This window comes from Microbacterium sp. DT81.1 (assembly GCF_049844955.1).
GTDB lineage: Bacteria > Actinomycetota > Actinomycetes > Actinomycetales > Microbacteriaceae > Microbacterium.
This window is the reverse complement of sequence record NZ_JBNCMA010000001.1, coordinates 856,541-879,226: the sequence shown is the minus strand read 5'-3', so window position 1 is coordinate 879,226 and position 22,686 is coordinate 856,541. Positions and strand designations below refer to the sequence as shown.

The 22,686-nt window shown below is 69.6% G+C and carries 22 protein-coding genes and 1 tRNA gene; 8 read left to right on the top strand and 15 right to left on the bottom strand.

Annotated features, from left to right (window positions below; all coding sequences use genetic code 11):
* Window positions 1-2: 2 nt before the first annotated feature.
* The gene (locus tag ACLQ2Q_RS04110; RefSeq protein ID WP_425818201.1) at window positions 3-767 is read right to left on the bottom strand and encodes an SDR family oxidoreductase; all 765 of its coding nucleotides are present in this window, start codon (window positions 765-767) and stop codon (window positions 3-5) included.
* 173 nt (window positions 768-940) lie between these two features.
* Between ACLQ2Q_RS04110 and ACLQ2Q_RS04105 the strand changes: the two genes are divergently transcribed.
* From ACLQ2Q_RS04105 to ACLQ2Q_RS04090, 4 genes are all read left to right on the top strand, one after another.
* A complete protein-coding gene (locus tag ACLQ2Q_RS04105) occupies window positions 941-1,429 on the top strand; it encodes an NfeD family protein (protein WP_425818199.1) in 489 nt (162 codons plus the stop codon).
* Between the two features lie 14 nt (window positions 1,430-1,443).
* Window positions 1,444-2,373 carry an SPFH domain-containing protein gene (locus ACLQ2Q_RS04100; protein ID WP_425818197.1) on the top strand — a complete coding sequence of 310 codons (930 nt, stop codon included), beginning with the start codon at window positions 1,444-1,446 and terminating at the stop codon, window positions 2,371-2,373.
* Window positions 2,370-3,161 carry a glycerophosphodiester phosphodiesterase family protein gene (locus tag ACLQ2Q_RS04095; RefSeq protein WP_425818195.1) on the top strand — a complete coding sequence of 264 codons (792 nt, stop codon included), beginning with the start codon at window positions 2,370-2,372 and terminating at the stop codon, window positions 3,159-3,161. The genes ACLQ2Q_RS04100 and ACLQ2Q_RS04095 overlap by 4 nt, the downstream gene beginning before the upstream one ends.
* 125 nt (window positions 3,162-3,286) lie before the next feature.
* Entirely contained in the window at window positions 3,287-3,670 is a 384-nt protein-coding gene (locus tag ACLQ2Q_RS04090) for an RNA polymerase-binding protein RbpA (protein ID WP_425818193.1), read from the top strand.
* On the opposite strand, the gene lnt is transcribed toward ACLQ2Q_RS04090, so the two are convergent.
* From lnt to ACLQ2Q_RS04045, 9 genes are all read right to left on the bottom strand, one after another.
* Window positions 3,667-5,226, bottom strand: coding sequence for an apolipoprotein N-acyltransferase (gene lnt / locus ACLQ2Q_RS04085; protein WP_425818191.1), 1,560 nt, complete (start codon window positions 5,224-5,226; stop codon window positions 3,667-3,669). The two genes, ACLQ2Q_RS04090 and lnt, sit on opposite strands and share 4 nt — an antisense overlap.
* Window positions 5,223-7,706, bottom strand: coding sequence for a DEAD/DEAH box helicase (locus tag ACLQ2Q_RS04080; protein ID WP_425818189.1), 2,484 nt, complete (start codon window positions 7,704-7,706; stop codon window positions 5,223-5,225). The genes lnt and ACLQ2Q_RS04080 overlap by 4 nt, the downstream gene beginning before the upstream one ends.
* Window positions 7,703-8,464 carry a twin-arginine translocase subunit TatC gene (tatC, locus tag ACLQ2Q_RS04075; protein ID WP_425818631.1) on the bottom strand — a complete coding sequence of 254 codons (762 nt, stop codon included), beginning with the start codon at window positions 8,462-8,464 and terminating at the stop codon, window positions 7,703-7,705. Before tatC ends, ACLQ2Q_RS04080 begins: the two co-directional genes overlap by 4 nt.
* A gap of 67 nt (window positions 8,465-8,531) precedes the next feature.
* Window positions 8,532-8,807, bottom strand: coding sequence for a Sec-independent protein translocase subunit TatA (gene tatA / locus ACLQ2Q_RS04070; protein ID WP_425818187.1), 276 nt, complete (start codon window positions 8,805-8,807; stop codon window positions 8,532-8,534).
* Between the two features lie 78 nt (window positions 8,808-8,885).
* Window positions 8,886-9,845: a helix-turn-helix transcriptional regulator gene (locus ACLQ2Q_RS04065; RefSeq protein ID WP_425818184.1), complete on the bottom strand. Its 960-nt coding sequence runs from the start codon at window positions 9,843-9,845 to the stop codon at window positions 8,886-8,888.
* Entirely contained in the window at window positions 9,842-10,840 is a 999-nt protein-coding gene (locus ACLQ2Q_RS04060; RefSeq protein ID WP_425818182.1) for a helix-turn-helix transcriptional regulator, read from the bottom strand. The genes ACLQ2Q_RS04065 and ACLQ2Q_RS04060 overlap by 4 nt, the downstream gene beginning before the upstream one ends.
* A 45-nt stretch (window positions 10,841-10,885) precedes the next feature.
* Window positions 10,886-11,854: an FKBP-type peptidyl-prolyl cis-trans isomerase gene (locus tag ACLQ2Q_RS04055; RefSeq protein ID WP_425818180.1), complete on the bottom strand. Its 969-nt coding sequence runs from the start codon at window positions 11,852-11,854 to the stop codon at window positions 10,886-10,888.
* Between the two features lie 10 nt (window positions 11,855-11,864).
* Window positions 11,865-12,911, bottom strand: a complete 1,047-nt coding sequence (locus tag ACLQ2Q_RS04050) for a tRNA (adenine-N1)-methyltransferase (protein WP_425818178.1) — start codon at window positions 12,909-12,911, stop codon at window positions 11,865-11,867.
* Window positions 12,908-13,588, bottom strand: a complete 681-nt coding sequence (locus ACLQ2Q_RS04045; RefSeq protein ID WP_425818176.1) for an HAD family hydrolase — start codon at window positions 13,586-13,588, stop codon at window positions 12,908-12,910. Before ACLQ2Q_RS04045 ends, ACLQ2Q_RS04050 begins: the two co-directional genes overlap by 4 nt.
* Window positions 13,589-13,680: 92 nt before the next feature.
* Here ACLQ2Q_RS04045 and ACLQ2Q_RS04040 point away from each other — a divergent pair, with 92 nt between their 5' ends.
* Window positions 13,681-14,544, top strand: coding sequence for a PAC2 family protein (locus ACLQ2Q_RS04040; protein ID WP_425818174.1), 864 nt, complete (start codon window positions 13,681-13,683; stop codon window positions 14,542-14,544).
* Window positions 14,545-14,581: 37 nt separating this feature from the next.
* Here ACLQ2Q_RS04040 and ACLQ2Q_RS04035 read toward each other — a convergent pair whose 3' ends face one another.
* Together ACLQ2Q_RS04035 and ACLQ2Q_RS04030 are read right to left on the bottom strand one after the other, a co-directional pair.
* Window positions 14,582-15,412: an undecaprenyl-diphosphate phosphatase gene (locus ACLQ2Q_RS04035; RefSeq protein ID WP_425818172.1), complete on the bottom strand. Its 831-nt coding sequence runs from the start codon at window positions 15,410-15,412 to the stop codon at window positions 14,582-14,584.
* A 72-nt stretch (window positions 15,413-15,484) separates the two neighbouring features.
* Window positions 15,485-16,816, bottom strand: coding sequence for a M20/M25/M40 family metallo-hydrolase (locus ACLQ2Q_RS04030; protein ID WP_425818170.1), 1,332 nt, complete (start codon window positions 16,814-16,816; stop codon window positions 15,485-15,487).
* Window positions 16,817-16,898: 82 nt separating this feature from the next.
* Here ACLQ2Q_RS04030 and ACLQ2Q_RS04025 point away from each other — a divergent pair.
* Both ACLQ2Q_RS04025 and ACLQ2Q_RS04020 read left to right on the top strand, forming a co-directional pair.
* Window positions 16,899-16,982, top strand: a tRNA-Leu gene (locus ACLQ2Q_RS04025).
* A 178-nt stretch (window positions 16,983-17,160) separates the two neighbouring features.
* On the top strand, window positions 17,161-17,670 hold the full coding sequence (locus ACLQ2Q_RS04020) for a hypothetical protein (RefSeq protein ID WP_425818168.1): 510 nt from the start codon (window positions 17,161-17,163) through the stop codon (window positions 17,668-17,670).
* A 49-nt stretch (window positions 17,671-17,719) separates the two neighbouring features.
* On the opposite strand, the gene ACLQ2Q_RS04015 is transcribed toward ACLQ2Q_RS04020, so the two are convergent.
* Both ACLQ2Q_RS04015 and ACLQ2Q_RS04010 read right to left on the bottom strand, forming a co-directional pair.
* Window positions 17,720-18,799, bottom strand: a complete 1,080-nt coding sequence (locus ACLQ2Q_RS04015) for a VIT1/CCC1 transporter family protein (protein WP_425818166.1) — start codon at window positions 18,797-18,799, stop codon at window positions 17,720-17,722.
* A gap of 201 nt (window positions 18,800-19,000) precedes the next feature.
* Window positions 19,001-20,824, bottom strand: coding sequence for a DEAD/DEAH box helicase (locus ACLQ2Q_RS04010; RefSeq protein ID WP_425818164.1), 1,824 nt, complete (start codon window positions 20,822-20,824; stop codon window positions 19,001-19,003).
* Between the two features lie 126 nt (window positions 20,825-20,950).
* Here ACLQ2Q_RS04010 and ACLQ2Q_RS04005 point away from each other — a divergent pair, with 126 nt between their 5' ends.
* Complete coding sequence (locus ACLQ2Q_RS04005) at window positions 20,951-21,805, top strand: SGNH/GDSL hydrolase family protein (RefSeq protein ID WP_425818162.1); 855 nt, start codon at window positions 20,951-20,953, stop codon at window positions 21,803-21,805.
* A 247-nt stretch (window positions 21,806-22,052) separates the two neighbouring features.
* Here the strand turns inward: ACLQ2Q_RS04005 and ACLQ2Q_RS04000 are convergent, their stop codons facing one another.
* Complete coding sequence (locus tag ACLQ2Q_RS04000) at window positions 22,053-22,634, bottom strand: dihydrofolate reductase family protein (protein ID WP_425818160.1); 582 nt, start codon at window positions 22,632-22,634, stop codon at window positions 22,053-22,055.
* Between the last annotated feature and the right edge of the window lie 52 nt (window positions 22,635-22,686).

Below are 22,686 nucleotides of genomic sequence, written 5' to 3'. Positions count from 1 at the left end.
CGTCACCTTCCTTCGAAGTCGCTCGTGTCGCCGACGAGACGGGTGTTGCCGGCCGGCACGGGTTCGACGGCGGCCAGCGCGACCTCCCTGGCGAACTCGTCGACGTTGTAGAGCTTGCCGGCCGCGTCGCGACGTCCGGCGATCGCCCCCGGGTTCGCCCGCTCGAGGAGCGTCGCCGTGATGGTGCCCTCGATCATGTCGCCCGAGACGACCACGAATTCGATTCCGCGCCCCTCGAGTTCGGGGATCAGGGCGCGGAGCGCGTCCTCGCCCGCTCGCTTCGAGAGAGCCACCGGGAGGTACTCGGGCATCGTCGGCGTCGTCTCGATGAAGTGCGCCTGGTGGCTGGTGACGAAGACCACCCGAGAGCCGTCGCCGAGCAGCGGCAGCGCCGTCTGCAGCACGTTCACCTGAGCGTCGCGGTTGAGCTTCAGCGCGTAATCCTCGGCCATGCCCGACTCCATGCCTCCGGAGGCATTCAGCACCAGGATGTCGAGCTTTCCGTACTCGCGCCGCACCTCGTCGAACATGTCCGCGACGGATGCCGGATCCGTCAGATCGGCGCCGACCACGAGAGCGCGGACCCCCGTCTCGCGCAGCTGCGCGGCGAGCTTCTCGGCCCGCGGCGCCTTGTTGCGGAAGTTGATGACGACGTCGGCGCCAGCCGCCGCGAGGTGGCGGACGGTGTCGGCTCCGATCCCTCGGGACGACCCCGTGACGAGCGCGGTCCTGCCGCTCAGCGATCCTGGTGCAAGGGACTCGGACACGGGTGACTCCTCGGTTTCTCGTACGCGGTCGCGCCCCTCCGAGGTGCTCGCGAGGGGCCCTTCGACCCTACCAACCGGCACCGCCGAGGCCACTTCGGAACGGGCTCCGGCGGCCTCGGATCCCGTCCTCCGAAAGGACCACCGTGATAGGTTCGAGAGCAGGGAGGCACACCGTGGAGCTCATCCAGACCATCGAACAGTACGCATGGATCGGGTGGCTCGTCCTGATCGCCGCCTTCCTCATCATCGAGATGCTCACCCTCGATTTCACCTTCCTGATGCTCGGCATCGGAGGGATCGTCGGACTTCTGTCAGACCTTCTGGGAGCGCCCGTCTGGCTGCAGGTGATCATCGCGGCCCTGGCGGCCGCCGTGCTGCTGTTCACCATCCGTCCACCGCTCCTGCGACGACTGCGCCGCGGTGAGGACCCCGCGAAGAGCAACGTGGAGGCCCTGATCGGCCTGCACGGGCAGGTCATCTCGACGGTCTCCCGCCTGAGCGGACAGGTGAAGCTCAGCAACGGCGATGTCTGGACCGCTCGCACCCATGGCCACGAACTTCCCCCCGCCACCTCCGTGACCGTCGCGGCCATCGACGGCGCGACCGCCCTGGTGACGCCGGCCGAGGGCGCCATCACCTCCGAGAGCGAGCCACAGCTGTGAGAACCGCCGCAAGCGTGACCGAAGTGACGCAGTACATCCCCACGGTGATCGGGTGGGTGCTGGCCCTCGCGGTCTTCGTCTTCGTGCTGGTCATCATCGTGCGCTCCATCCGGATCATCCCGCAGGCCACGGCGGGCGTCGTCGAGCGCCTCGGCCGGTACCACAAGACGCTGATGCCCGGACTGAACCTCCTCGTGCCCTTCATCGACCGGGTGCGCCCGCTCATCGACATGCGTGAACAGGTGGTCTCGTTCCCGCCCCAGCCCGTCATCACCGAGGACAACCTGGTCGTCTCGATCGACACCGTCGTCTACTTCCAGGTCACCGATGCCCGCGCCGCCACCTACGAGATCGCCAACTACCTCGGCGCCGTCGAGCAGCTCACCACCACGACGCTGCGAAACGTGGTCGGCGGGCTCAATCTCGAAGAGGCCCTCACCAGTCGCGACAACATCAACGGGCAGCTGCGTGTCGTTCTCGACGAGGCCACGGGGAAGTGGGGCATCCGGGTCGGCCGCGTCGAGCTGAAGGCGATCGACCCGCCGCACAGCATCCAGGACTCCATGGAGAAGCAGATGCGCGCCGAGCGGGACCGCCGGGCGCTCATCCTCACCGCAGAGGGGACGAAGCAGTCCGCGATCCTCACGGCGGAGGGACAGCGGCAGGCGGAGATCCTGAAGGCGGAGGGCGACAAGCAGGCCGCCGTCCTTCGAGCTCAGGGCGAGTCCGAAGCCATCGAGATGGTGTTCAACGCCATCCACCGGGGCGACGCCGACGAGAAGCTGCTCGCCTACCAGTACCTCCAGACGCTGCCGAAGATCGCCGACAGCGCCTCGAGCAAACTGTGGATCGTGCCCAGCGAGCTCACCGATGCGCTCAAGGGCATCGCCGGCGGCTTCTCGGCGCAGCGCGACGAGAACAGGCCTCCCGCTCCCCTCGCGTGAGCCCCCATCCCTACCTGGCCGGAGCCGCGCTCCCCCGGGTGCTGGCGCATCGCGGGCTGGTGACGGCGGATGCCGCGAGTCACGGCATCGCGGAGAACTCCTTCGCCGCCGTGGCCGCCGCCCACGCCGCCGGAGCCCTTTACATCGAGTCGGACTGCCATCGCACAGTCGACGGCACGGTCGTGCTGTTCCACGATCCGGGCCTCGAGCGCGTGACCGGCGACCGGCGGCTGGTCTCCGAGGTGACCGAGCGAGAGCTCGAGCAGCTGATGGCGCCGCGGGGTGGTCTGATCACCCTCGCGCAGGCACTGGACGCCTTTCCCGGCGTGCGGTTCAACCTCGATGTCAAGGCGGCCGACGCCGCACCGTCGGTCGGGCGCATCGTCGCGCCGCACGCCGATCGGGTCCTGGTGACGAGCTTCTCCGATGCCCGCCGCCGCGCCGCCGTGGACGCCGCCGTCGACGCCGGTGCCGGCATCCGCCCCGCCACGTCCGCGGGGAGCCGCACCATCCTGGATGTGGTGATGGCCGTTTCGCTGCGCTCGCGTCGGCTCGCGGTACGAGCTTTGGAGGGCATCGACGCGCTCCAGATCCCCGAACGCCATGGGCGGCTGCGCCTGCTCACGCCCCGCCTGCTCGACGTGGCGCACGCCCTGGGCGTAGAGGTTCACGTGTGGACGGTGAACGACGTGGATCAGATGCGACGGCTCGTCGACATGGGGGTCGATGCCGTCGTCACCGACCGAGCAGACGCGGCGCTCCGTGCCTTCGGAGGGCCCGCATTGTAGATCGCGGATGCGGCTGCCACAAGGGCTGCTGTGCATTGACTGGGAAAGGGCGGAAAATGGCCGCAGTTCGGATGATGCGCTCAGACTAGGACGTTATACCTGGGTAGCGACGAGAGGACCACACAATGGCAGACCGCAGTTTGCGCGGCATCCGACTCGGTGCCCAGAGCTTACAGAGCGAAGAGGGCGTCGTGTTCATGGAGCGCACCCAACACATCTACGCCTGCACGGTGTGCGGGCGTGACACCACCCTGACCTTCGCGGCCGACGCCGAGGCGCCCGAGACGTGGGAGTGCCGCACGTGCGGTGCCGAAGCGGTTCTCCGCATCGGGGAAGGCACGGCGGTCATCGACCACAGCGAGGACAAGATTCCCCGCACCCACTGGGACATGCTGCTCGAGCGCCGCAGCCGCGCCGAGCTCGAGGAGCTGCTCGAAGAGCGCCTCGCCTTCATCCGCGCCCGTCGAGGCGCCGGTGAAGACGTCACGGCGGAGAAGATCGGCGCCTAGACCAGCGCATCGTTCAGAGACGCCGGCCCTTTCGGGGCCGGCGTCTCTTTGCGTGCGCGGAGGCGGACGGTGAGGCCCAGCGCGACCAGCGCCGCGACGCTCCCCCACCCGATCAGCACCTGCACCCACGGCCCGAGCAGCACCGCCGGCGTGAGGCCCGTGCGGAGCTCGACATCCGTCAGCATCTGTCCCGCCTCGCCCGCCGGCAGCGTGTCGAGGGTGATGCCGTCGGGGCCGATGACCTGGCTCGTTCCCACGGTCGAGATGTTCACCACGGATCGGCCGGTCTCGATGGCCCGCATCCGGGCGAAGGCGAGCTGCTGCAGGTTCTCGTCGGTGTCACGGAAGTCGGCGTTGTTCGTCTGGAACATGTAGACCTGGGCGCCGTCGCGGGCGCCTTCCCAGATGACGCCGTCGTAGATGACGTCGAAGCAGATCGCCAGGCCGATCCCGACGCCGTCGAGGTCGATCAGCGGCGGGTTCGTGCCCGGCGTGTACTCCCGCTGGATGAGGCCGATCAGGTCGGGGGCGAGGGCCTCGAAGAACGGCCGATCGGGCACGTACTCCCCCATCGGCACGGGGTTGCGCTTGTCGTGCAGCTGCACCGCGCCCTCCCCGCCGACCCAGAGCATCGACGTGTTGAAGATGTCCTCTCCGCGGGTGGTGGCCGCGTTGACGAGCAGCGGCGCGCCCACCCGTTCCGCCAGCGCATCCAGCACGCTCGCGGTCGCTTCGTTGCGGAGCGGATCCGAGTCGATGCCACCCTCGGGCCACAGCAGCACGTCGAGGTCCTCGCCGAACAGCGGAACGGACGCATCGACCTGAGCCTGCAGCACGGCGTTCTGCGCTCGCTCATCGAAGTAGCCGGACGGGCCGTTCCCCTGCGCGCTGCCGACCCGCAGCTCGCCCGCCGTGGACGTCTGCCACGCGGGAGTGGCGAGCACCAGCAGCGCGAGGACGCCGGAGGGCAGCGCCGTGCGCAGGTCCTTGAACTGCGCGTTGCGCCCCCACTCGATCGCCGCGGCGCAGAGCGCGACCATCAGAAACGTCAGCCCGGCCACGCCCAGCCAGGACACGACGTGCGCCAAGGGGCTCTCGGACTGGCTCATGCCCAGGCGCGCCCATGGGAAGCCGGTGTACGGCCATGACCCCATGAACAGCTCGCGCGCGGTCCAGAGTCCGGCGACCAGCAGCGGCAGCAGCGTGAGCTGCGCCCAGCGGGCCGGAAGCGCCCGCGGCATCCAGCGGTACGCCAGAGTTATCGGGATGGCGCCCAGTCCCATGAAGAGCGTCTCGAGCCCGCCCAGCGCGAACCACGGGACGACGCCGAGGTAGCGGGTGATCCACGCGATGTGCACGAAGTAGAAGAACGCGCCGAAGACGAGGCCGACCGCCAGGGATCCCCAGGCGCTCCGCCCGATGAGCGTGAGCAGAGACATCGTCACGCCGATGAAGGCGACGGGCCATGCCCCGACGGACGGATACGCCATATCGAGGATCGGGCCGGCGGCGGCCGCAACGAGCAGCGCCGCCCACAGCGGCAGAAGCGGCTTCATACGCTCGAGTAGGCCACGATGCCGCGGCGCACGGCGTCGAGGGCTTTCCGGGCCGTCCGGCCGAGGTTGCCGTCCTCGGCGACGATGGAGAGCTGATCGAGCAGATCGATGGTCTGCTTCGCCCACCGCACGAAGTCGCCGGCCGCCATGTCGGCCTCGTCGAGCACCCGGTCCAGCGGCATGCCCTTCGCCCAGGAGTGCATCGCCTGCGCGAGTCCGGCGGATGGGGCCTCCGACCCTGGCAGGTGGTGGTCCTGCTCGAGGTCGTCGAGGCGGGCCCACAGCTCGAGCGTCTCGTTGAGCGCGACGCGGAACGGGCCGCGCGGCCACCCGCGCTCGTCGGGCCCTGCCTCGTCCCGCCGCGGTTCGTAGACCAGGCAGCAGGCGACCGCCGCAAGGGATGCGGCATCCAGGCTCTTCCAGAGTCCGAGCCGCAGGGACTCCGCCACGAGCAGGTCGCGCTCCCCGTAGATGCGGCGCATCGTACGACCCGCTGGCGTCAGGCTCGTCGCGCCCTCGTCGTCGATGCGCACGTAGTCGAGGGCCTGCAGCACATCGACCACGCGATCGAAGATCCGCGCGACCGTACCGGTGCGCTGCTCGATCTGGCTGCGCGTCTTGTCGACCTGCCGCTTGAGCTTCCAGTACCGCTCGGCCCAGCGGGCGTGCTGCTCCCGGTCGGGACACTGATGGCACGGATGCCGCTGCATCCGCTTGCGAAGCGTGGCGATCTGCTGCTGGCGGCGCTCCCGGGTTCCGCGCGAGACGCCGGCGTCGACCCGGTTCTGCTTCTCGAGATCGCTCAGCTCGCGGCGGATGCCCGAGTACTCGGCGAAGTCGCCGCGGTCGCAGGTCATCGCCTTGGCATAGCCCTCGAGGGACTCCTCCCCCTCGCGCACCTGACGGGCGAGCCCCACGACCGCGCGGTCGGCCTGGAACTGTGCGAAGGACGACTCGAGGATCTCCCTGGCTCTCGGACGCCCGAACCGGTCGATGAGGTTGACCGCCATGTTGTACGTCGGCCGGAAGCTCGAGTTGAGCGGATACGTCCGCCGAGAGGCGAGGGCAGCGACCTGCTGAGGATCGACGCCCTCGGTCCACTGCACGACGGCATGGCCCTCGACGTCGATGCCGCGCCGGCCGGCCCGGCCGGTGAGCTGGGTGTACTCGCCCGACGTGATCGCGACCCGCGCTTCGCCGTTGAACTTCTCGAGCTTCTCGAGCACGACGGTGCGCGCCGGCATGTTGATGCCGAGGGCCAGCGTCTCGGTGGCGAACACCACCTTCACGAGCTTGCGCTTGAACAGCTCCTCGACGACCTCCTTGAAGGCCGGCAGCAGACCGGCGTGGTGTGCGGCCACTCCCCGCTCGAGGTTCTCCCGCCACTCCCAGAAGCCGAGCACGGCGAGGTCCTCGTCGTGCAGGGCACGGGTGCGCTCCTCGATGATCTCCCGGATCTCGGTGCGCTCCTCCTGTGAGGTCAGCCGCACACCGGCGCGGCGCACCTGCTGCACAGCGCCCTCGCATCCGGCGCGGGAGAAGATGAAGAAGATGGCGGGAAGGAGGTTGGCGCGGGCCAGCAGCTCCACCACGTCCGGCCGGTCCAGCCGCTCGATGCGCTGCACGTTTCCCGGCCGGACCGGGCGGCGCCCGCCCCGGTTCGGACGACGGCTCACCTCTCCGAGCTGCCGTCGGCTGTTCGCGTTCTGAACGCGCCGGTTCTCCTCGAAGTTCTGGCCCTTGAAGGACCGGATGCGCATGAGCTCCTGGTTGACCTGCGCCGTGGCGACGCCCGCGCGGTCATCGAAGAGGGGCAGCAGGTCGCCTCGCACGAGCACATGCTGCTCGAGCGGCACGGGCCTGATCTCGGAGACGATCACCTCGGTGTCGCCCCGGACGGTGTCGAGCCAGTCGCCGAACTCCTCGGCGTTCGACACGGTCGCGCTGAGCGAGACGAGCCGCACGGACTGCGGCAGGTGGATGATGATCTCCTCCCACACCGCGCCGCGGAAACGGTCGGCGAGATAGTGCACCTCGTCCATCACCACGAAACGCAGGCCGCGGAGCGCCGACGAATCGGCGTACAGCATGTTGCGCAGCACCTCGGTCGTCATGACCACGATGCGCGCGTTGCCGTTGATGTTGGTGTCACCCGTGAGAAGGCCGACGTTCTCGGCGCCGTACACGTCCTGGAGTTCGCGGAACTTCTGGTTCGAGAGCGCCTTGATCGGCGTCGTGTAGAACGCCTTGTCGCCATCGGCGAGCATCGCCAGGTGCACTGCGAACTCGCCGACGATCGTCTTGCCGGCACCCGTCGGCGCCGCGACCAGCACGCTGCGCCCCTCTTCGAGCGCGCGGCACGCCTCCACCTGGAAGGGGTCGAGCGAGAACCTCTGGGCCTCGGCGAACTTCGCGGTGATCGGATGCCGGCGGCCCTCGCTCGCGGCCGCGTAGCGCTCCGCGGGCGACGGCGTGCTCACGCCGGAGGTCCGTCGGCCAGGAGCTTCTGCTCGCGCTTGGATCGGCGCCGGTCGAAGAGCAGTGCCACACCCACGGCGGCGAAGTACAGCACCACCATGATGCCCGCGAGCATGAGCATCGACACCACGTCCGCCGCGGGGGTCGCCATCGCGGCGAACAGCGTGATCACGAGCACGGCGACCCGCCACCCCTTGAGGATCGCGATGCCGCTCATGATCCCGGCGAGGTTGAGCAGCACCAGGAACACGGGAAGCACGAACGAGACGCCGACGACGAGCAGCAGCTTGAGCACGAAGTCGTAGTAGTACGTGGTGTCGTAGAACAGGCTTCCGCCGTCCGGCACGAAGGTCGCCATCAGCTCCACGATGTGCGGCACGATCAGCCAGCCGACGTAGGTGCCCGCGAAGAACAGCGGAATCGCGGCGCCGAGGAAGCCCCACGTGTAGCGGGTCTCCTTCCGCGTCAGGCCGGGCATGACGAAGAGCCAGATCTGCGACAGCCAGACGGGCGCGGAGAGGATGAGCCCCACCACGACCGAGATGCGGATGCGCAGCTCGAAACCGCTCGTGACCGTCGTGAACATCAGAGCGACCTGGTCCGCATCGCCGCGCGATTCGGCCACGAGGCGGATGGGGTCGGTCAGCACCTGGATGATGGCGTCCGTGACGATGAACGCGATCACCATGCCGGCGATGAGTCCGAGCACCGAGATCAGCAGGCGGCGCCGCAATTCCACCAGATGCGCGCCGAGTGACATGCGCTTGTCGCGCCGAGGGACCTCCGGCTGAGGCACGCCTAGGGGGTTGGCCGTGGCCACGGCCACCCTACTGCTTGGATTCGGCGGTTCCGCCGGACGAGTCGGCGGGCGCGCGCACGGGCGACCCGGGCGTCGGCGTTCCCGTCGCGCTGGGAGTCGCGGGTGCCTCTACGGACTGGGCGGTCGTCGCGTCATCCTCTTTCATCGCCTTCATCTCGCCCTTGAAGACGCGCGCGGACTGACCCATGCTCTTGGCCAGAGCGGGAAGCTTCGCTGCGCCGAAGAGCAGCAGGATGACCGCCAGGACGATCAGAAGGTGCCATCCGGTGAGTCCTTGCCACATGGTCGTTTCCTTTCGCGGGCGTACCGACAGTCTAACGCTCCGCCCCGGCGCCGCCGCCGTTGCAGCCCTGTGTACGGTCTATGAATACTGCGCGAGCCCGGCCTCTGCCCACTCGACGGCGGCGACTCTGGCCGCCTCCGGCTCTTCGATGACCACCGCTCCGCCTCGTCGCGCGGCGAGGCGCTTCAGCGCCTGCTCGTCCGCGACGCGGAGTGTTGCGGACGAACGCCCCGCGCCCTGCTCGACCACCGCGTGATCGAGATACTGCCCGAGCAGCGGTGCCAGGTGGTTCGGGTAGGTCACGCGGATCTCGAGGTCTCCCCCGTCTCCCGAGAAGACCTGGGTCTCCGGGTCATCGTGCCGGCCGGACGGGATGTCGGTGACGACGAGGTCGCTGACGCGATCGAGATGGAACGTGCGGATGTCCTGCCGCATGTGGCACCAGCCACGCAGGTACCACTGCGCGTCGTTGATCAGCACCCGCACGGGGTCGACGGTGCGCGTCGTCGCCGACGCCGCATCCGGCCGCCGGTAGGTGAACGACACGGCGACGCCCCGGTCGAGGGCATCCATGACCGCCTCCCGCACCTCGTCGACCGGGTCGGCGGTGAGCACCAGCTCGGCGGGCGGCGCGCCGGCGCCGCGCGCGAGCTTGGCGATGAGCCCGGCCACGACGCCCCGGCTCGCGACGCCCGGAAGGGACTGCGCGAGCTGAAGTCCCGCGAGCAGGGCCGCGGCCTCACGGGATGTCAGGCGAGGGGCGCGCTCGAAGGCGACGATGTGGTCGAGGTCGAGGGCGAGCTCGTCGTGCTCGTCGAGCAGGTCCCAGTCGATCCCGAAGAGGTCGTTGTCCATGCCGCTCGGGAGGCCGATCAGCGTGAGACCCTCGGCCATCTTGCGCATGACCTGCGGCGAGACATCGAAGTCGGCCGCCGCTTTGGCGACCGGCACCGGCCCCTTCTCGATCAGATAGGGCACCAGGGTCATGACGATCGAGACGCGGTCGGACGTGAGCAGCGCCGGCCTCTGACCGTTCACGGGGCACCTCCGATGGTGTGGGCAGCGGCGTGGGCATCGATGGTGCGCCGGAGCCGCGCGATGACCTCGTGGCGCAGGCCGGCGGGCTCGAGCACGCGCACCTCGGGACCGTACGAGGCCAGTTCGTCGGCGAGCACGTGCACGTCGACGAAGGGGACGTGCACGGTGGCGCCGTCGACGGTCCCCCGCCGCAGGCGCAGCGCGGCCTCGGTGTCCGGGCGCACCTCGAGCACCGCGATGTTGCGGCGGGCGACATCCTGCAGCCCCTCCTCGGCACGGGTCCCAGCGCCCTCCCGGAGCGAGGGGTCGAAGGTCTCCCTCGTCACCTCGACCGGCCCGACGATGCGGGTCAGCAGGAAGGTGCGTTCCTCCTCGATGTCGAGGTCGATGCCGAACACGTGCCACCGGCCCTCGAACTCGATCAGGGCCAGCGGGGCCACGCGGCGCACCCGAGGCGCGTCGTCGCCGGGCTTGACGTAGGAGAACCGCACGACGCGCGACTGCTCGTGCGCCGTCTGCAGGGCGGCGAACGAGGGATCGCGGAGGCTCACGCGCGGCGCGTAGCCGATGATGGGCTCATCGACGTCGATGCCGAGCGAGCGGATCTTGCGGAGCGCGCTCCGCGCATCGGTCGACATCGAGCTCTGGCTCCACACCGCCCCTGCGAGATTCAGCACGGCGACCTCGGCGGGAGTGAACACGATGTCCTCGGGCAGCACGTAGTCGGTCTTCGGGATGAGATAGCGCGCCTCGCGCAGGTCGTCCGGGTCGGCGTTGTCGCCGAGGGTCTGGATCGGCACGCCGAGGCGGCGGAGCTCGTCCTTGTCGCGCTCGAACATCTTCTCGAGGGCGTCGGCGCTGGCACCTTCCGATCGCTTCTCGCGGTACCCGGAGACGCTCGAGAGGACCTGCTCCTTGGTGAGCCCGTAACGGCTCGCCATCAGGGCGACCGTGAGGCTCAGCAGGCGCTCCTCAGGAGGGATCTTGGTGGGCACGACCCCATCCTAGGACGGGCCTCGCGCCGGTTCCGGCCCCCTTGACTATTGCGCGGGGGCGGCGTCGATGCCGAGAATGTCGATCACGAACACCAGCGTCGAATTCGCCGGGATGCTGCCCTGCGCCTGGTCGCCGTAGCCGGCCTCCGGCGGGATCACCACGAGGATCTGCGAACCGACCGTCTGACCCTCGAGCGCCTGCCCGAAGCCCTCGACGACTCCCTCGACCGTGAGCGATACGGGCTCCTTGCCCCAGGAGCTGTCGAAGACCTCCTTCTCCGCCCACGTGACACCGGTGTAGTGGACGCGCACGGGGTCATCGCCGGTGACGACCTCGCCGTCGCCCTTCTTGAGCACCTGCACGACGACCTCGTCCGGCGGGGCGGCATCCGGGATCATGATCCCGGGCGTGCCATCGGCCGCACGAACGACCGTGGGCAGCCCCCGGCCTTCGACGAACTGGTCTCTGCCGTCGGCCTTGGGAAGGTAGACCTTGCGCACGTCGACCACGGCTACGGCGGAGTCGCCCTCCGCCAGGCCGATCGTGGACGCTGCGCCGGCGTCGATGTCATCGGGGGCGATGACGGCGACAACCCGGGACCCCTCGGTGGCGCACTCCAGCGCGTCGCCCAGCCCCGGGACCGCCCCGGTCCAGTCCGACAGCGGGACGACCTGGGCATTCGAGCCGTCGTAGGCCGTCTGGAAGAGCGTCTCGCCGTCGGTGCCGTTGACGATGGTCAGATCGAGCACGACGAGCTGGCCGTCCTCGGTGATGGCGGCGCCGGTGCCCGTCTCGATGTCGGCGAACGTGGTGGACTTGGCCTTCAGCGGCGTGTATGCGTCGACCTCCGGAGCGGAGTCCGTGTCACCGGAGACCGTGACGAGATCGGCCGCGGCCCCGTCCGAGGCCGGTCGGGTGCATCCGTCCGGGCTCGCGGAACCGGACGAGGAGCACCCGGCGAGGGTCAGAGCGGCGAGCGCCGAGACGGCCAGGACAGCGGGGATTCTACGCACGCGCTTCAGTCTATTCGGTCGGCTCCGGCGCGATCTGCGGCTGTGAGCGGGAGTCGTCTGCGGGGGGAGCGGATGCCGCGAGGCGAGCGCCGTCCGCGGCGCGCTGCGCCTCGCGGACGCGCTTGCGGAGGTTCTTGTCGGTGATGTCGCGGTCACCGACGGCCCCAGGCGTCCAGAGCTCGACGTCCTGGTCTCCGTAGCTGGACTTCGACGCGCGGCGCTTGACCTCCGGCAGCACCGACCCCGGCGCCAGGCGCCGGGCCGTGAGCAGGAATCCGGTATGCGCCACCATCCGGTGATCCGGCCGCACGGCGAGTCCCTCGACGTGCCAGCCGCGCACCATGGTCTCGCTGGCATCGGGCTCGGTGAACAGGCCTGTGCCGCGGATGTACTCCGCGACACGGGACAGCTGCGTGGCCGTCGCGATATAGCAGAGCACCACTCCCCCAGGCGTCAGGGCATCCGCGACCGCGTCGATGCACTCCCACGGCGCCAGCATGTCGAGCACGATGCGGTCGACGCTTCCGGCCGCCACGTGATCCGGCAGCTCCTCGACCAGGTCTCCCACCACCACCTCCCATGATGGGGGCGCTTCTCCCAGGAACGTCTCGACGTTCGCCCTCGCGACATCAGCGAACTCCTCGCGTCGCTCGAACGAGACGAGGCGCCCCTCGGGGCCGATGGCCCGCAGCAGCCACAGTGCCAGCGCGCCCGAGCCGACACCCGCCTCCACGACGGTGGCACCGGGGAACACATCGGCCTGCGCGAGGATCTGCGCGGCATCCTTCGGGTAGATGATCGCGGCCCCGCGCGGCATCGACATCACGAAGTCGCGCAGAAGAGGCCGCAGGGCGAGGTACTCGTGACCAGCGCTGTTGGGGACCACGGATCCGTCGGGAAGCCCGACGAGAGCCTCGTGCTTGAGGACGCCGTGATGGGTGTGCAGCTCGCCGCCCGGTCGCAGCGTCACGGTGTGCAGCCGGTTCTTGGGTCCGGTCAGCTGCACGCGATCGCCGAGCCGAAAGGGTCCGCTCGGGCGGGTGTCGACATCCGTCATCTCTTCGCTCCTGTGTGCGCGGCATGGAACTGCGCGATGTCGTCGACGGTGCGCCCGTCGAGGCTTGGCCAGAGGCCGGCGGCGCCGGCACCCTGCAGCGAGACCATGTGCGGCACGCCGAGGGTCACCGCGCCGGATGCGACGGCCGAGCGGATGCCGTTCGGGGAGTCCTCGATCGCCACGGTCTCGCTCGGGTCGACGCCGAGCGCGGCGCAGGCCTGCAGATAGGGGTCGGGGAAGGGCTTCGGACGCGTGGACTCATCGCCGGCGATGACCACGTCGAACGCCGGGAAGTCGATCAGCTCGATGATGCTCTGCGCCATGCGACGCACCGACATCGTGACGAGCGCGGTCGGGATGCCTGCCATCTTGAGGTCCTGGAGCAGCTCGCGCGCGCCGGGACGGAACGGAACCCCGTCCGCAGCCACCCGACGCAGCACGCTGTCGGTCAGGGTCTCGATGATGTCGTGCACGCCCATCCGCACGCCGGCGCTCTGGAAGATCCGCGCCGAGTCCTCGAGCCCCAGCCCGACGAGCTGGAGGCCCTGTTCGTGCGACCACGTGCCCCCGAAGCCCTCTACGAGGGGGTACTCCGCCGCCATCCAGTACGGCTCGGTGTCGACGAGCGTGCCGTCCATGTCCCACAGCACGGCGCGCGGAGGAAGGGGCGCTGTCACTTCATCAGGTTACCGGGCGGGATGCCGCCGCCCGCTCCGGAGACCGTGCGCCTATCCTGGAGGGAACCCGCGCGGCGGGCGCTGGAGGTGTGGTGGACGGACTGGGACGCAGGGTGATCGTGGCCGCGTTCGACGGCTGGAACGACGCCGGCGAGGCGGCCTCCTCAGCGGTGGCGCAGCTTCGCGACGAGGGCTCGTACGAGCCGGTGTTCTCCGTCGACCCGGAGCTCTACTTCGACTACCAGTACACGCGACCCACCGTCGCGATCGACGGGGAGGGCAACCGCGAGCTGCGCTGGCCCGAGGCGACGCTGCTGCGACCGGTCAAGCCGAGTCGCGGTGTTCAGCTCTGGCTGCTGACGGGCGTGGAGCCCGCTCGCGCGTGGCAGGCGTTCTCCACGGAGTTCGTCGACGTCGCCCTCCGCGAGGACATCACGGGCTTCGTCGCGCTCGGATCCATGATGTCCGACGTGCCGCACACCCGCCCGATCTCGATCTTCGCCGGCAGCGACAACGAACGGGTGCGGGATGAGCTCCGGCTCGAGCGCAGCACCTACGAAGGCCCGGTCGGCATCCTGAGCGTGCTGGCGCACTCGGCCGAGCAGGCCGGCATCCCCTCCGCCAGCCTCTGGGCGAGCGTGCCGCACTACGTCGCCGGGCACACCCCCTCTCCGAAGGCGACGCTCGCCCTGCTCGACCGCCTCGAGGACATCACGGGAGCCGAGGTGAGCCGGGGGGAACTGGCCACGCAGTCGGCCGCGTGGGAGGCATCGATCGACGCGGCAGCGGCTGACGACGAGGAGATGACCGAGTACATCCGCCAGCTGGAGCGCACCCGCGACACGTGGGACTCGCCGGAGGCCTCCGGGGATGCGATCGCCCAGGAGTTCGAGCGCTACCTCCGCCGCGGCGGCGACGGGCCGTCCAAGCCCGGTCGCGACGACCCGCGCCGTTGACCCTTCGGCAGGCTCAGGGACCGTCTGGCTGCGGGTATCAGTACGGCTGGAGCACCCCGGTGCTCAGCAGCACGATCAGCAGAACGCCCAGAGCCAGCCGGTAGATCACGAACGGCAGGAAGCTGCCGCGCTTGAGGTACTGCATCAGGAACGCGATCACGCCGAGGCCGACCGCGAAGGCGACGCCCGTCGCGACGGCGGTGTCGATCGGCCCGTACGGGCCGCCCTGCTCCTCGAAGCTCTGGATGAGCTCGTACAGGCCGCTGCCGAAGACGGCGGGCACCGCGAGCAGGAAGGCGTACTCCGCGGCGGCCGGACGCGTGTAGCCCAGCGCCAGTCCGAGCGTCGTGGTGGCCCCGGAGCGGGAGACGCCGGGGATGAGTGCCAACGCCTGCGCGAAGCCGAGGCCCAGGCCGTGCGGGTAGGTCAGGTCGGGAAGCTCGCGCGTTCGCTTGCCGTAGCGGTCGGCCGCGCCGAGCAGAAGGCCGAACACGATCATGACGACCGCGACGAGCCACAGGTTGCGGAAGGCACCGCGGATGACGTCCTGGAAGAGGAAGCCCAGCACGCCGATGGGGATCGTGCCGATGATGATCAGCCAGCCCATGCGGGCGTCCGGGTCGTTGCGGGGGATCTTGCCGCCCAGCGCCTGGAACCACGCCTTGATCACGCGGGTGATCGTTCCCCAGAAGTACACGAGCACCGCCGTCTCGGTGCCGAGCTGCGTGATGGCGGTGAACGTGGCGCCCGGATCCTGCGCGGACGGCAGGAACTCGCCGATGATGCGCAGGTGTGCGCTGGATGAGATGGGCAGAAACTCGGTGAGGCCCTGCACGAGGCCGAGGATGATCGCTTCGATCAACTGCATGGACGGCGCCTTTCGGTTGGACGCGACGGTGCGAGGGGTGATCTGGATGCCGCGCTCGCGGCATCCGGGGGGTCAGTAGCTTCGCAGCAGGTCGGTCAGCACGCGCTGTCCGAAGACGAGCGCGTCGATGGGCACGCGTTCGTCCACACCATGGAACATACCCGTGAAATCGAGATCGGCCGGCAGGCGCAGGGGCGCGAAGCCGTAGCCGGTGATGCCCAGAGTGGAGAGCGCCTTGTTGTCGGTGCCCGCCCCGAGCAGGTATGGGATGACGGGGATGCCCGGGTCGTGGCGACCGAGCGAGGCGACCATCGCATCGACGAGCGATCCCTCGTAAGGCACCTCGAGGCCGATGTCGCGGACGACGATCTCGATCTCGATGTCATCGCCCACGATCCGCTGGATGTCGGCGAGCGCCGCGTCTTCGGTGCCCGGGAGGGTGCGCACGTCGATGAGGGCCTCGGCGGTGTCGGGGATGACGTTGTGCTTGTAGCCGGCGGTCAGCACGGTGGGATTCGTCGTGGTGCGGAACGTCGAGCGGATGAACGCCTCTGCGGCGCCCGTGGTTTCCGCGAGGGCGTCCGGATCGTCGTCGTTCGACCCGCTGACATCCTTCAGGCCGGCCAGCAGCGCCTCGGTGGTGGTCGTCAGGCTCACCGGCCACTCGGTGCGGCCGAGCGCCGCGACGGCTTCGGCCAGTCGCGTGATCGCGTTGTCGGGATGCAGGCGGCTGCCGTGACCCGCGCGTCCGCGGGCGCGGAGCCGGATCCAGACCAGGGCCTTCTCTCCGACCTGCAGGAGATAGGCCCGACGGTCGCCGACCGAGATGGAGTAGCCGCCGACCTCGCTGATCGCCTCCGTGGCTCCCTCGAACCACTCGGGACGCTGCCTCACGACGAGGGCCGAGCCTTCGACGCCGCCGTTCTCCTCGTCGGCGAAGAAGGCCAGGATGATGTCCCGCTCGGGCTGTTCGCCCGCGCGGAGGATGTCCGCCACGGCGGTGAGGATCATGGCATCCATGTTCTTCATGTCGACGGCGCCACGGCCCCAGAGCAGGCCGTCGCGCACGACGCCCTCGAAGGGATCCACGCTCCACGACTCCGCAGCCGCCGGAACCACATCCAGATGCCCGTGCAGGATGAGCGCGGGCTTGTCGGGATTGCGACCCGCCACGCGCGCCATCACGTTGGTGCGCCGCGGGATCGGCTCGAAGTACTCCGGCTTCAGGCCGATGCTCTCGAGGTACGCGCCGACGTACTCGGCCGCTTCCCGCTCGCCCTTCGCGTTGCCGCCGCCGTAATTGCTGGTGTCGAACCGGATGAGGTCCGCAGCGATGCGCGCCACCTCGGGAAGGTCGGTGGATGCCGCTGCGCGCGTCTCGTCGGAGTGCGGTTCGGCGGGCATGCGCACCAGGCTACCTGCGTTCGGTCGCCCACCCGAAACGTGATAATGTCGTTCTTCGGTTGGGAACAGCCGAGACACCCTTGCGCGGGTGGCGGAATAGGTAGACGCGCTAGCTTGAGGTGCTAGTGCCCGAAAGGGCGTGGGGGTTCAAGTCCCCCCTCGCGCACATTCGTGAAGAAGGCCCCCGGTAGGGGGCCTTCTTCCGTCTCGCCCATTGAGGTGCGTGTCGCCCAGTGGGATCCTGGTGTCTCAATCGCGGTATCTCGACGCCCTGGGTCGTTGCGCCGTTTCGCCCACCCGACCGCCCGAACGTGGAACGTACCGCCCTATCCCGGGAGGCTCTCATGTTCATCGCCTCGCGACGCCGGCTCGGTGTCGCAGCACTCCTCGCGGCGGCGTTCAGCGTCGCCGCTCTGCCGTCGGCGGCGCTGGCCGCCGAACCGTATGACGCGCAATTCCCCGCCGGTCAAGCCTGCAGCTTCGAGCTCGGGCTGAACATCACCTCCGGTGGAAACATGGTCGAGCGGGAATTCACCGACCGCGAGGGCAACGTCGTGCGCACGCTCACGGCTGGGAAGGGATTCGGCCTGACCTTCACCAACGTCGACACCGGAGCTGCGCTCTCCTCCCGGAGCAACGGATTCGCCACCCGGACCGTTCTCAATCCCGACGGATCCTCCACCGTGACCAGCACCGGTCACACCCTGGTGATCCTCTTCCCCACCGATGTCCCGGCCGGGCCCAGCACGACGCTGTACGTGGGCCGCGTGACCTATACGTCGACAGCCACCAATGACTTCACGATCACCGGGTCATCGGGACGGACCATCGACGTCTGCCGTGAGCTGACCTAGACACGAGCAGGACCGGGGTCGCGGCATCCACACCACGTGGTGTCGCGGATCAGCCCATCGAGACGCCGAACAGCAGACCGAGGGCGTAGGTGATCGCGGCCGCGCCGTAGCCGATCATCAACTGGCGGAGCGCCCGTCGCAGTGGCGGGCCGCCCGAGAGCAGCCCGACCATCGCGCCGGTGGCGAGCAGCGCGATGCCGACAAGCACCAGCGCGACGACGACGGCGGCGACTCCGGACAGTCCGAAGATCCATGGAAGCACCGGGATGATCGCCCCGGAAGCGAAGAAGAGGAAGCTCGAGACGGCCGCGCCCCAGGCGCCGCCGACAACGTCGTGCCCGTCCGGGCCGTCGTGCGCGGCAGCGGGCGACGCGCCCGCTCGGGCCGCTTCGACGACGAGACGGGCCCGTGCGAGGGCCTCGTCGCTGTCCATACCCCTCGTCCGGTAGACGAGGGCCAGTTCGTTGGCGTCGAGGTCGAGGTCGGGCAGCACGTCGTCGGCGTATCCGTTCGGCTCCGTCGCGGCGAGCAGCTCCCGCTGCGACCGCACCGACACGAACTCCCCCGCCCCCATGGAGAGGGCACCGGCAAGGAGACCCGCGATGCCGCTGAACAGGACGAACTGGGGCGCGACACCGGTCGCTCCGATGCCGAGCACGAGCGCGAGGTTGCTGACGAGGCCGTCGTTCGCGCCGAAGACCGCGGCCCGGAAGGTGCCGGACAGGCGCCGGCGCCCGCGCGCCGCGAGTCCGCGTACCACCTCGTGGTGGATCTTCTCGTCGGCGCGCATCGTGTCGGTGGCCGCGTCGTCCTTCTCGTACGGCGAGCGCCCCTCGGCCTGCTGTGCGAGAGCGAGCACGAAGATGGTGCCGAAGTGACGAGCCATCCAGGCGAGGGTCCTGGTGCCCAGGTCGGGCTGCGGGAGCCGGGCCGGCTCCCCGTCGAGGAGCGTGAGCCAGTGCTTCTCATGCCTGCCCTCGGCAGCCGCGAGCTCGAGGAGGATCTCGCGATCCTCGCCGGACTTGCGGGCGGCCAGTTCCCGGTAGAGGCGCGCCTCGGCGCGCTCGTTGACGAGATAGCGCGCCCACCGCCGGCGATCGGCTGCGGTGGGTGCTGCGGGCGCGCTCATAGGGGCCTCCGGAGACAGGCGGGCACGAGGGGGGACGTCTCCACGCTACCGACGCCTTCGCTTGCCGCCCGCCTCGAGACGGGGATTGTCAGTATTTCGGACCCCCGAAGCGGCAGGGGTGCAGCGGCCGGCGCACGACCGGCGCCGGGCGGCGGGCGTAGGGCGCCAGGCGTCCAGAGGCGGTTGAACGGGGCGGCAGGCCTACGAACGGACGCGCGCGCGCAGCACGTCGATCCGGGCCTGCAGCTGTGCGACCGTCGCCTGCGCGACCGCCGGCCCGCCGCACACGCGGCGGAGCTCGGCGTGCACGGCACCGTGCGGCTCGTTCGTCTGGCGTGCGTACAGACCGACGAGGCTGTTCAGGAGCTGCCGCTGCTCTTTCAGCGTGCGGTGCAAGGCAACGGGGAGAGTGGATGCCGCGGCATCCGGATTCTGCGCCTCCCGCTGCTCCCTCGAGTGCCGGTGGCGGGACTGCCGAGCTTGACGCTGCATCAGCAGGTCGTGCACGTGCTCGGGTTCGAGCAGGCCCGGAAGCCCGATGAACTCCAGTTCCTCCTCGGTGCCCGGTTCCGCGAGCTGACCGAACTCCTTGCCCTCGAACACGACCCGATCGAAGTGCGCGAGCGAGGAGATGGCCTGGTAGGTGAACTCCTCGGTCAGGGAGTCCGACGCCTTCTCCTCGCGATTCTCCGACTCGAGCAGGTCGTCGTCGAGCCCGTCGTCGTCCTTCTCGCCGCGATCGAGGGCGTGGTCGCGCTGTCGCTCCAGCTCGCCCGCGAGGGCCAGCAGCGTCGGCACGTTGGGCAGGAAGATGCTCGCGGCCTCACCTCGCCGCCGCGCACGCACGAACCGGCCGATGGCCTGGGCGAAGAAGAGCGGCGTGGAGGCGGAGGTCGCGTAGACGCCGACCGCGAGGCGCGGGACGTCGACCCCCTCCGACACCATGCGGACCGCCACCATCCAGCGCGAGGTCGAGGACCCGAACTTCTCGATGCGGGCGGAGGCCTCGGCCTCATCGGACAGCACGACGGTCGGACGCTCGCCCGTGATGCCGCGCAGCAGCTCGGCGTAGGCCCGCGCGCTGGTCTGGTCGGTGGCGATGACGAGGCCGCCGGCATCCGGCACATGCTCCCGGATCTGGGTGAGCCTCTGATCGGCCGAGCGAAGCACCGCCGGCATCCACTCCCCCGCCGGATCGAGTGCCGTGCGCCACGCCTGCGCGTTCACATCCTTCGTGTTGTCCTGGCCGAGGTGCGCCTCCAATTCATCGCCCGCTCGCGTGCGCCAGCGCATCTTGCCGGCGTACACGTGGAAGAGCACCGGGCGCACGACGCCGTCCGCGAGGGCCCGCGCATAGCCGTAGGAGTAGTCCGTGCGGGAGACCCGGATGCCGTGCTCGTCGGGGAGGTACTCCACGAACGGGATCGGCGCCGTGTCGCTGCGGAACGGGGTTCCGGAGAGGAGCAGGCGGCGCGTCGCCCGGGCATAGGCCACGCGGAGCGCGTCGCCCCAGCTGAGCGCGTCACCGCCGTGGTGCACCTCGTCGAGGATCACGAGCGTGCGCTGCTCGAGGATCAGCCGCTCGTGCACCGACGCCTTCGTCGCCACCTGCGCGTAGGTCACGGCCACGCCGTGGAAGTGCCGGGCAGGCGCGGAGTACCGGTTGCTGAACGCCGGATCGAGCCGGATGCCGACCCTGGCCGCGGCATCCGCCCACTGCGTCTTCAGGTGCTCGGTCGGTGCCACGACGACGATGCGGTCGATCACCCGGCGCCGGATGAGCTCGGTCGCCAGGCGCAGGGCGAACGTCGTCTTTCCGGCGCCCGGTGTGGCGGCGGCAAGGAAGTCCCGTGGCCCTGACCCCACGCCGTCAGGCCCGTCCATGCCGAAGTAGAGGTCGAGCGCCTCGGCCTGCCACGCCCGGAGCCGCTCCGCGGTGCCCCACGGGGCTCGCTGCGGGTAGGAAGGCGACAGGTGCTCGGCGGCGAAGGAGCCGAGATGCGGGGCGGCCTCGACATCCGTCATGCGCGCCCCCTTCCGTACCCGTGCGCCGCGCGACACACGAGGGTCCACCATAGACGAGGTGGCCGACAGAGGCATGTCGACGTCCCGCGCTAGTGTCGACGGCGGGGGTCACGAACGAGGAGCGACATGTCCAGCATTGAGGCGGATCACCCGCCCGCCAACCCGGCGCCGCACCCCTGGCGGCGCTTGGTTGCGATCGGCGACTCCTTCACGGAGGGGATCGGCGATCCGGAGCCGAGCCTTCCCGACGGGCATCGCGGATGGGCCGACCGCGTCGCCGAGGTGCTCGCCCTGCAGGTCGACGATTTCGCCTACGCGAACCTGGCGGTGCGGGGCAGGCTGATCGCTCAGATCGTGGCCGACCAGATCGAGCCGGCGCTCGCGCTGAAGCCCGATCTCGTCACGTTCTCCGCCGGCGGCAACGACGTGATCCGGCCCGGGAGTGACCCGGATGCGGTCGCGAACCAGTTCGAGGATGCCGTCGTGCGGCTGCGCCGCGACGGCGCCACCGTGGTCGTCTTCACGGGAATCGACACGTACTTCACGCCGGTGTTCCGCGGGATCCGGGGAAAGGTGGCGATCTACAACGAGAACATCCGCGCCGTCGCCGAGCGCTACGACTGCATCGTCGCGGACATGTGGGCGCTGAAGGAGGTCCAGGACATGCGCTTCTTCGACCCGGATCGCCTGCACCTCAATCCCCTGGGCCACCACGAGGTCGCGCGCATGGTGCTGCGGGCGCTCAACGTGCCGAACGACCTGCAGCCGATGCAGCCCGACCCCCTGCCCCTGACGAAGTGGCGGCAGGCCCGGGCGAGCGACCTCGTGTGGGCTCGCTCGCACCTGATGCCCTGGGTGCTGCGACGCCTGCGGCATGAGTCGTCGGGGGATCACGTCACGGCGAAACGGCCGGAGCCGCTGCCGATCATCACTCTGGCGCCGGGTGCGGATGCCGCGGCAGAGCCCGGCGAGAAGGCCTGACGCTTCGATCCGCGCGGATGTGCCCGGTGAGCCAGCAGACGAGCGCCAGGAGCCGACGTTCGGCTGGCGAGGCTTGACTCAGGACGGTCCACGTTCTCGCGTCACATGGATCGATCAGCATGGCGTTCGCCTTCCCGAACTCGTCGAGGCAAACCCGCCCATACGGGGTTGCAACTCGATGTGCAAGAGGGAGGAGGCGGCGGTTTTCGTACGTCGCTCAGGTCAGAGCGGCATATCGGGGACGCGCCTAGGCGTGCCCGGCGAGGTCGGGAGGTCCGTCGAGCGGCGTCGGCACGTATTCGAGCAGCTGCAGTCTGCCGTCGAACAGGCGGCTCTGTACAAGCTCGAGGCGCACATCCGGGTACCCGTCGAAGATCCGGTCCGTCCCCGTGGCGCCCGTGATCACCGGGAAGAGAACGACCCGGTAGCGGTCGACGAGACCGGCGCGGAGCAGATCGCGGCAGAGTGAGACGCTGCCGAGGGTGCGCATGGGCCGGTCGGCGGACTCCTTCATCGAACGCACCGCCTCCACGGCGTCTTCTGTCACGAGCTCTGTGTTCGCCCACGAGAGCGGCGCCTCGAGAGTCGATGAGAACACGACCTTCGTTGCGGCGGTCAGCTCCCCCATCCCCCCTTCCTCGCCCGTCTCGGCGAAGCCGGACATCAGCCGGTACGTGTTGGCCCCCATCAGGACGATGTCGTCCTTCTCGGGCGACGTGTCGAGCCAGCCGAGGTATTCCGGACCTTCCATGCCCCAGAAGCCGGGCCAGCCTTCCGCCGCCCCGTATCCGTCCAGCGAGATGATGAAGTCGACGGTGACCCTTTGCATGACGCTTTCCTTCCGCTGCGGCCCGCAGGAGCGCGAGACGCGGCCATGGTAA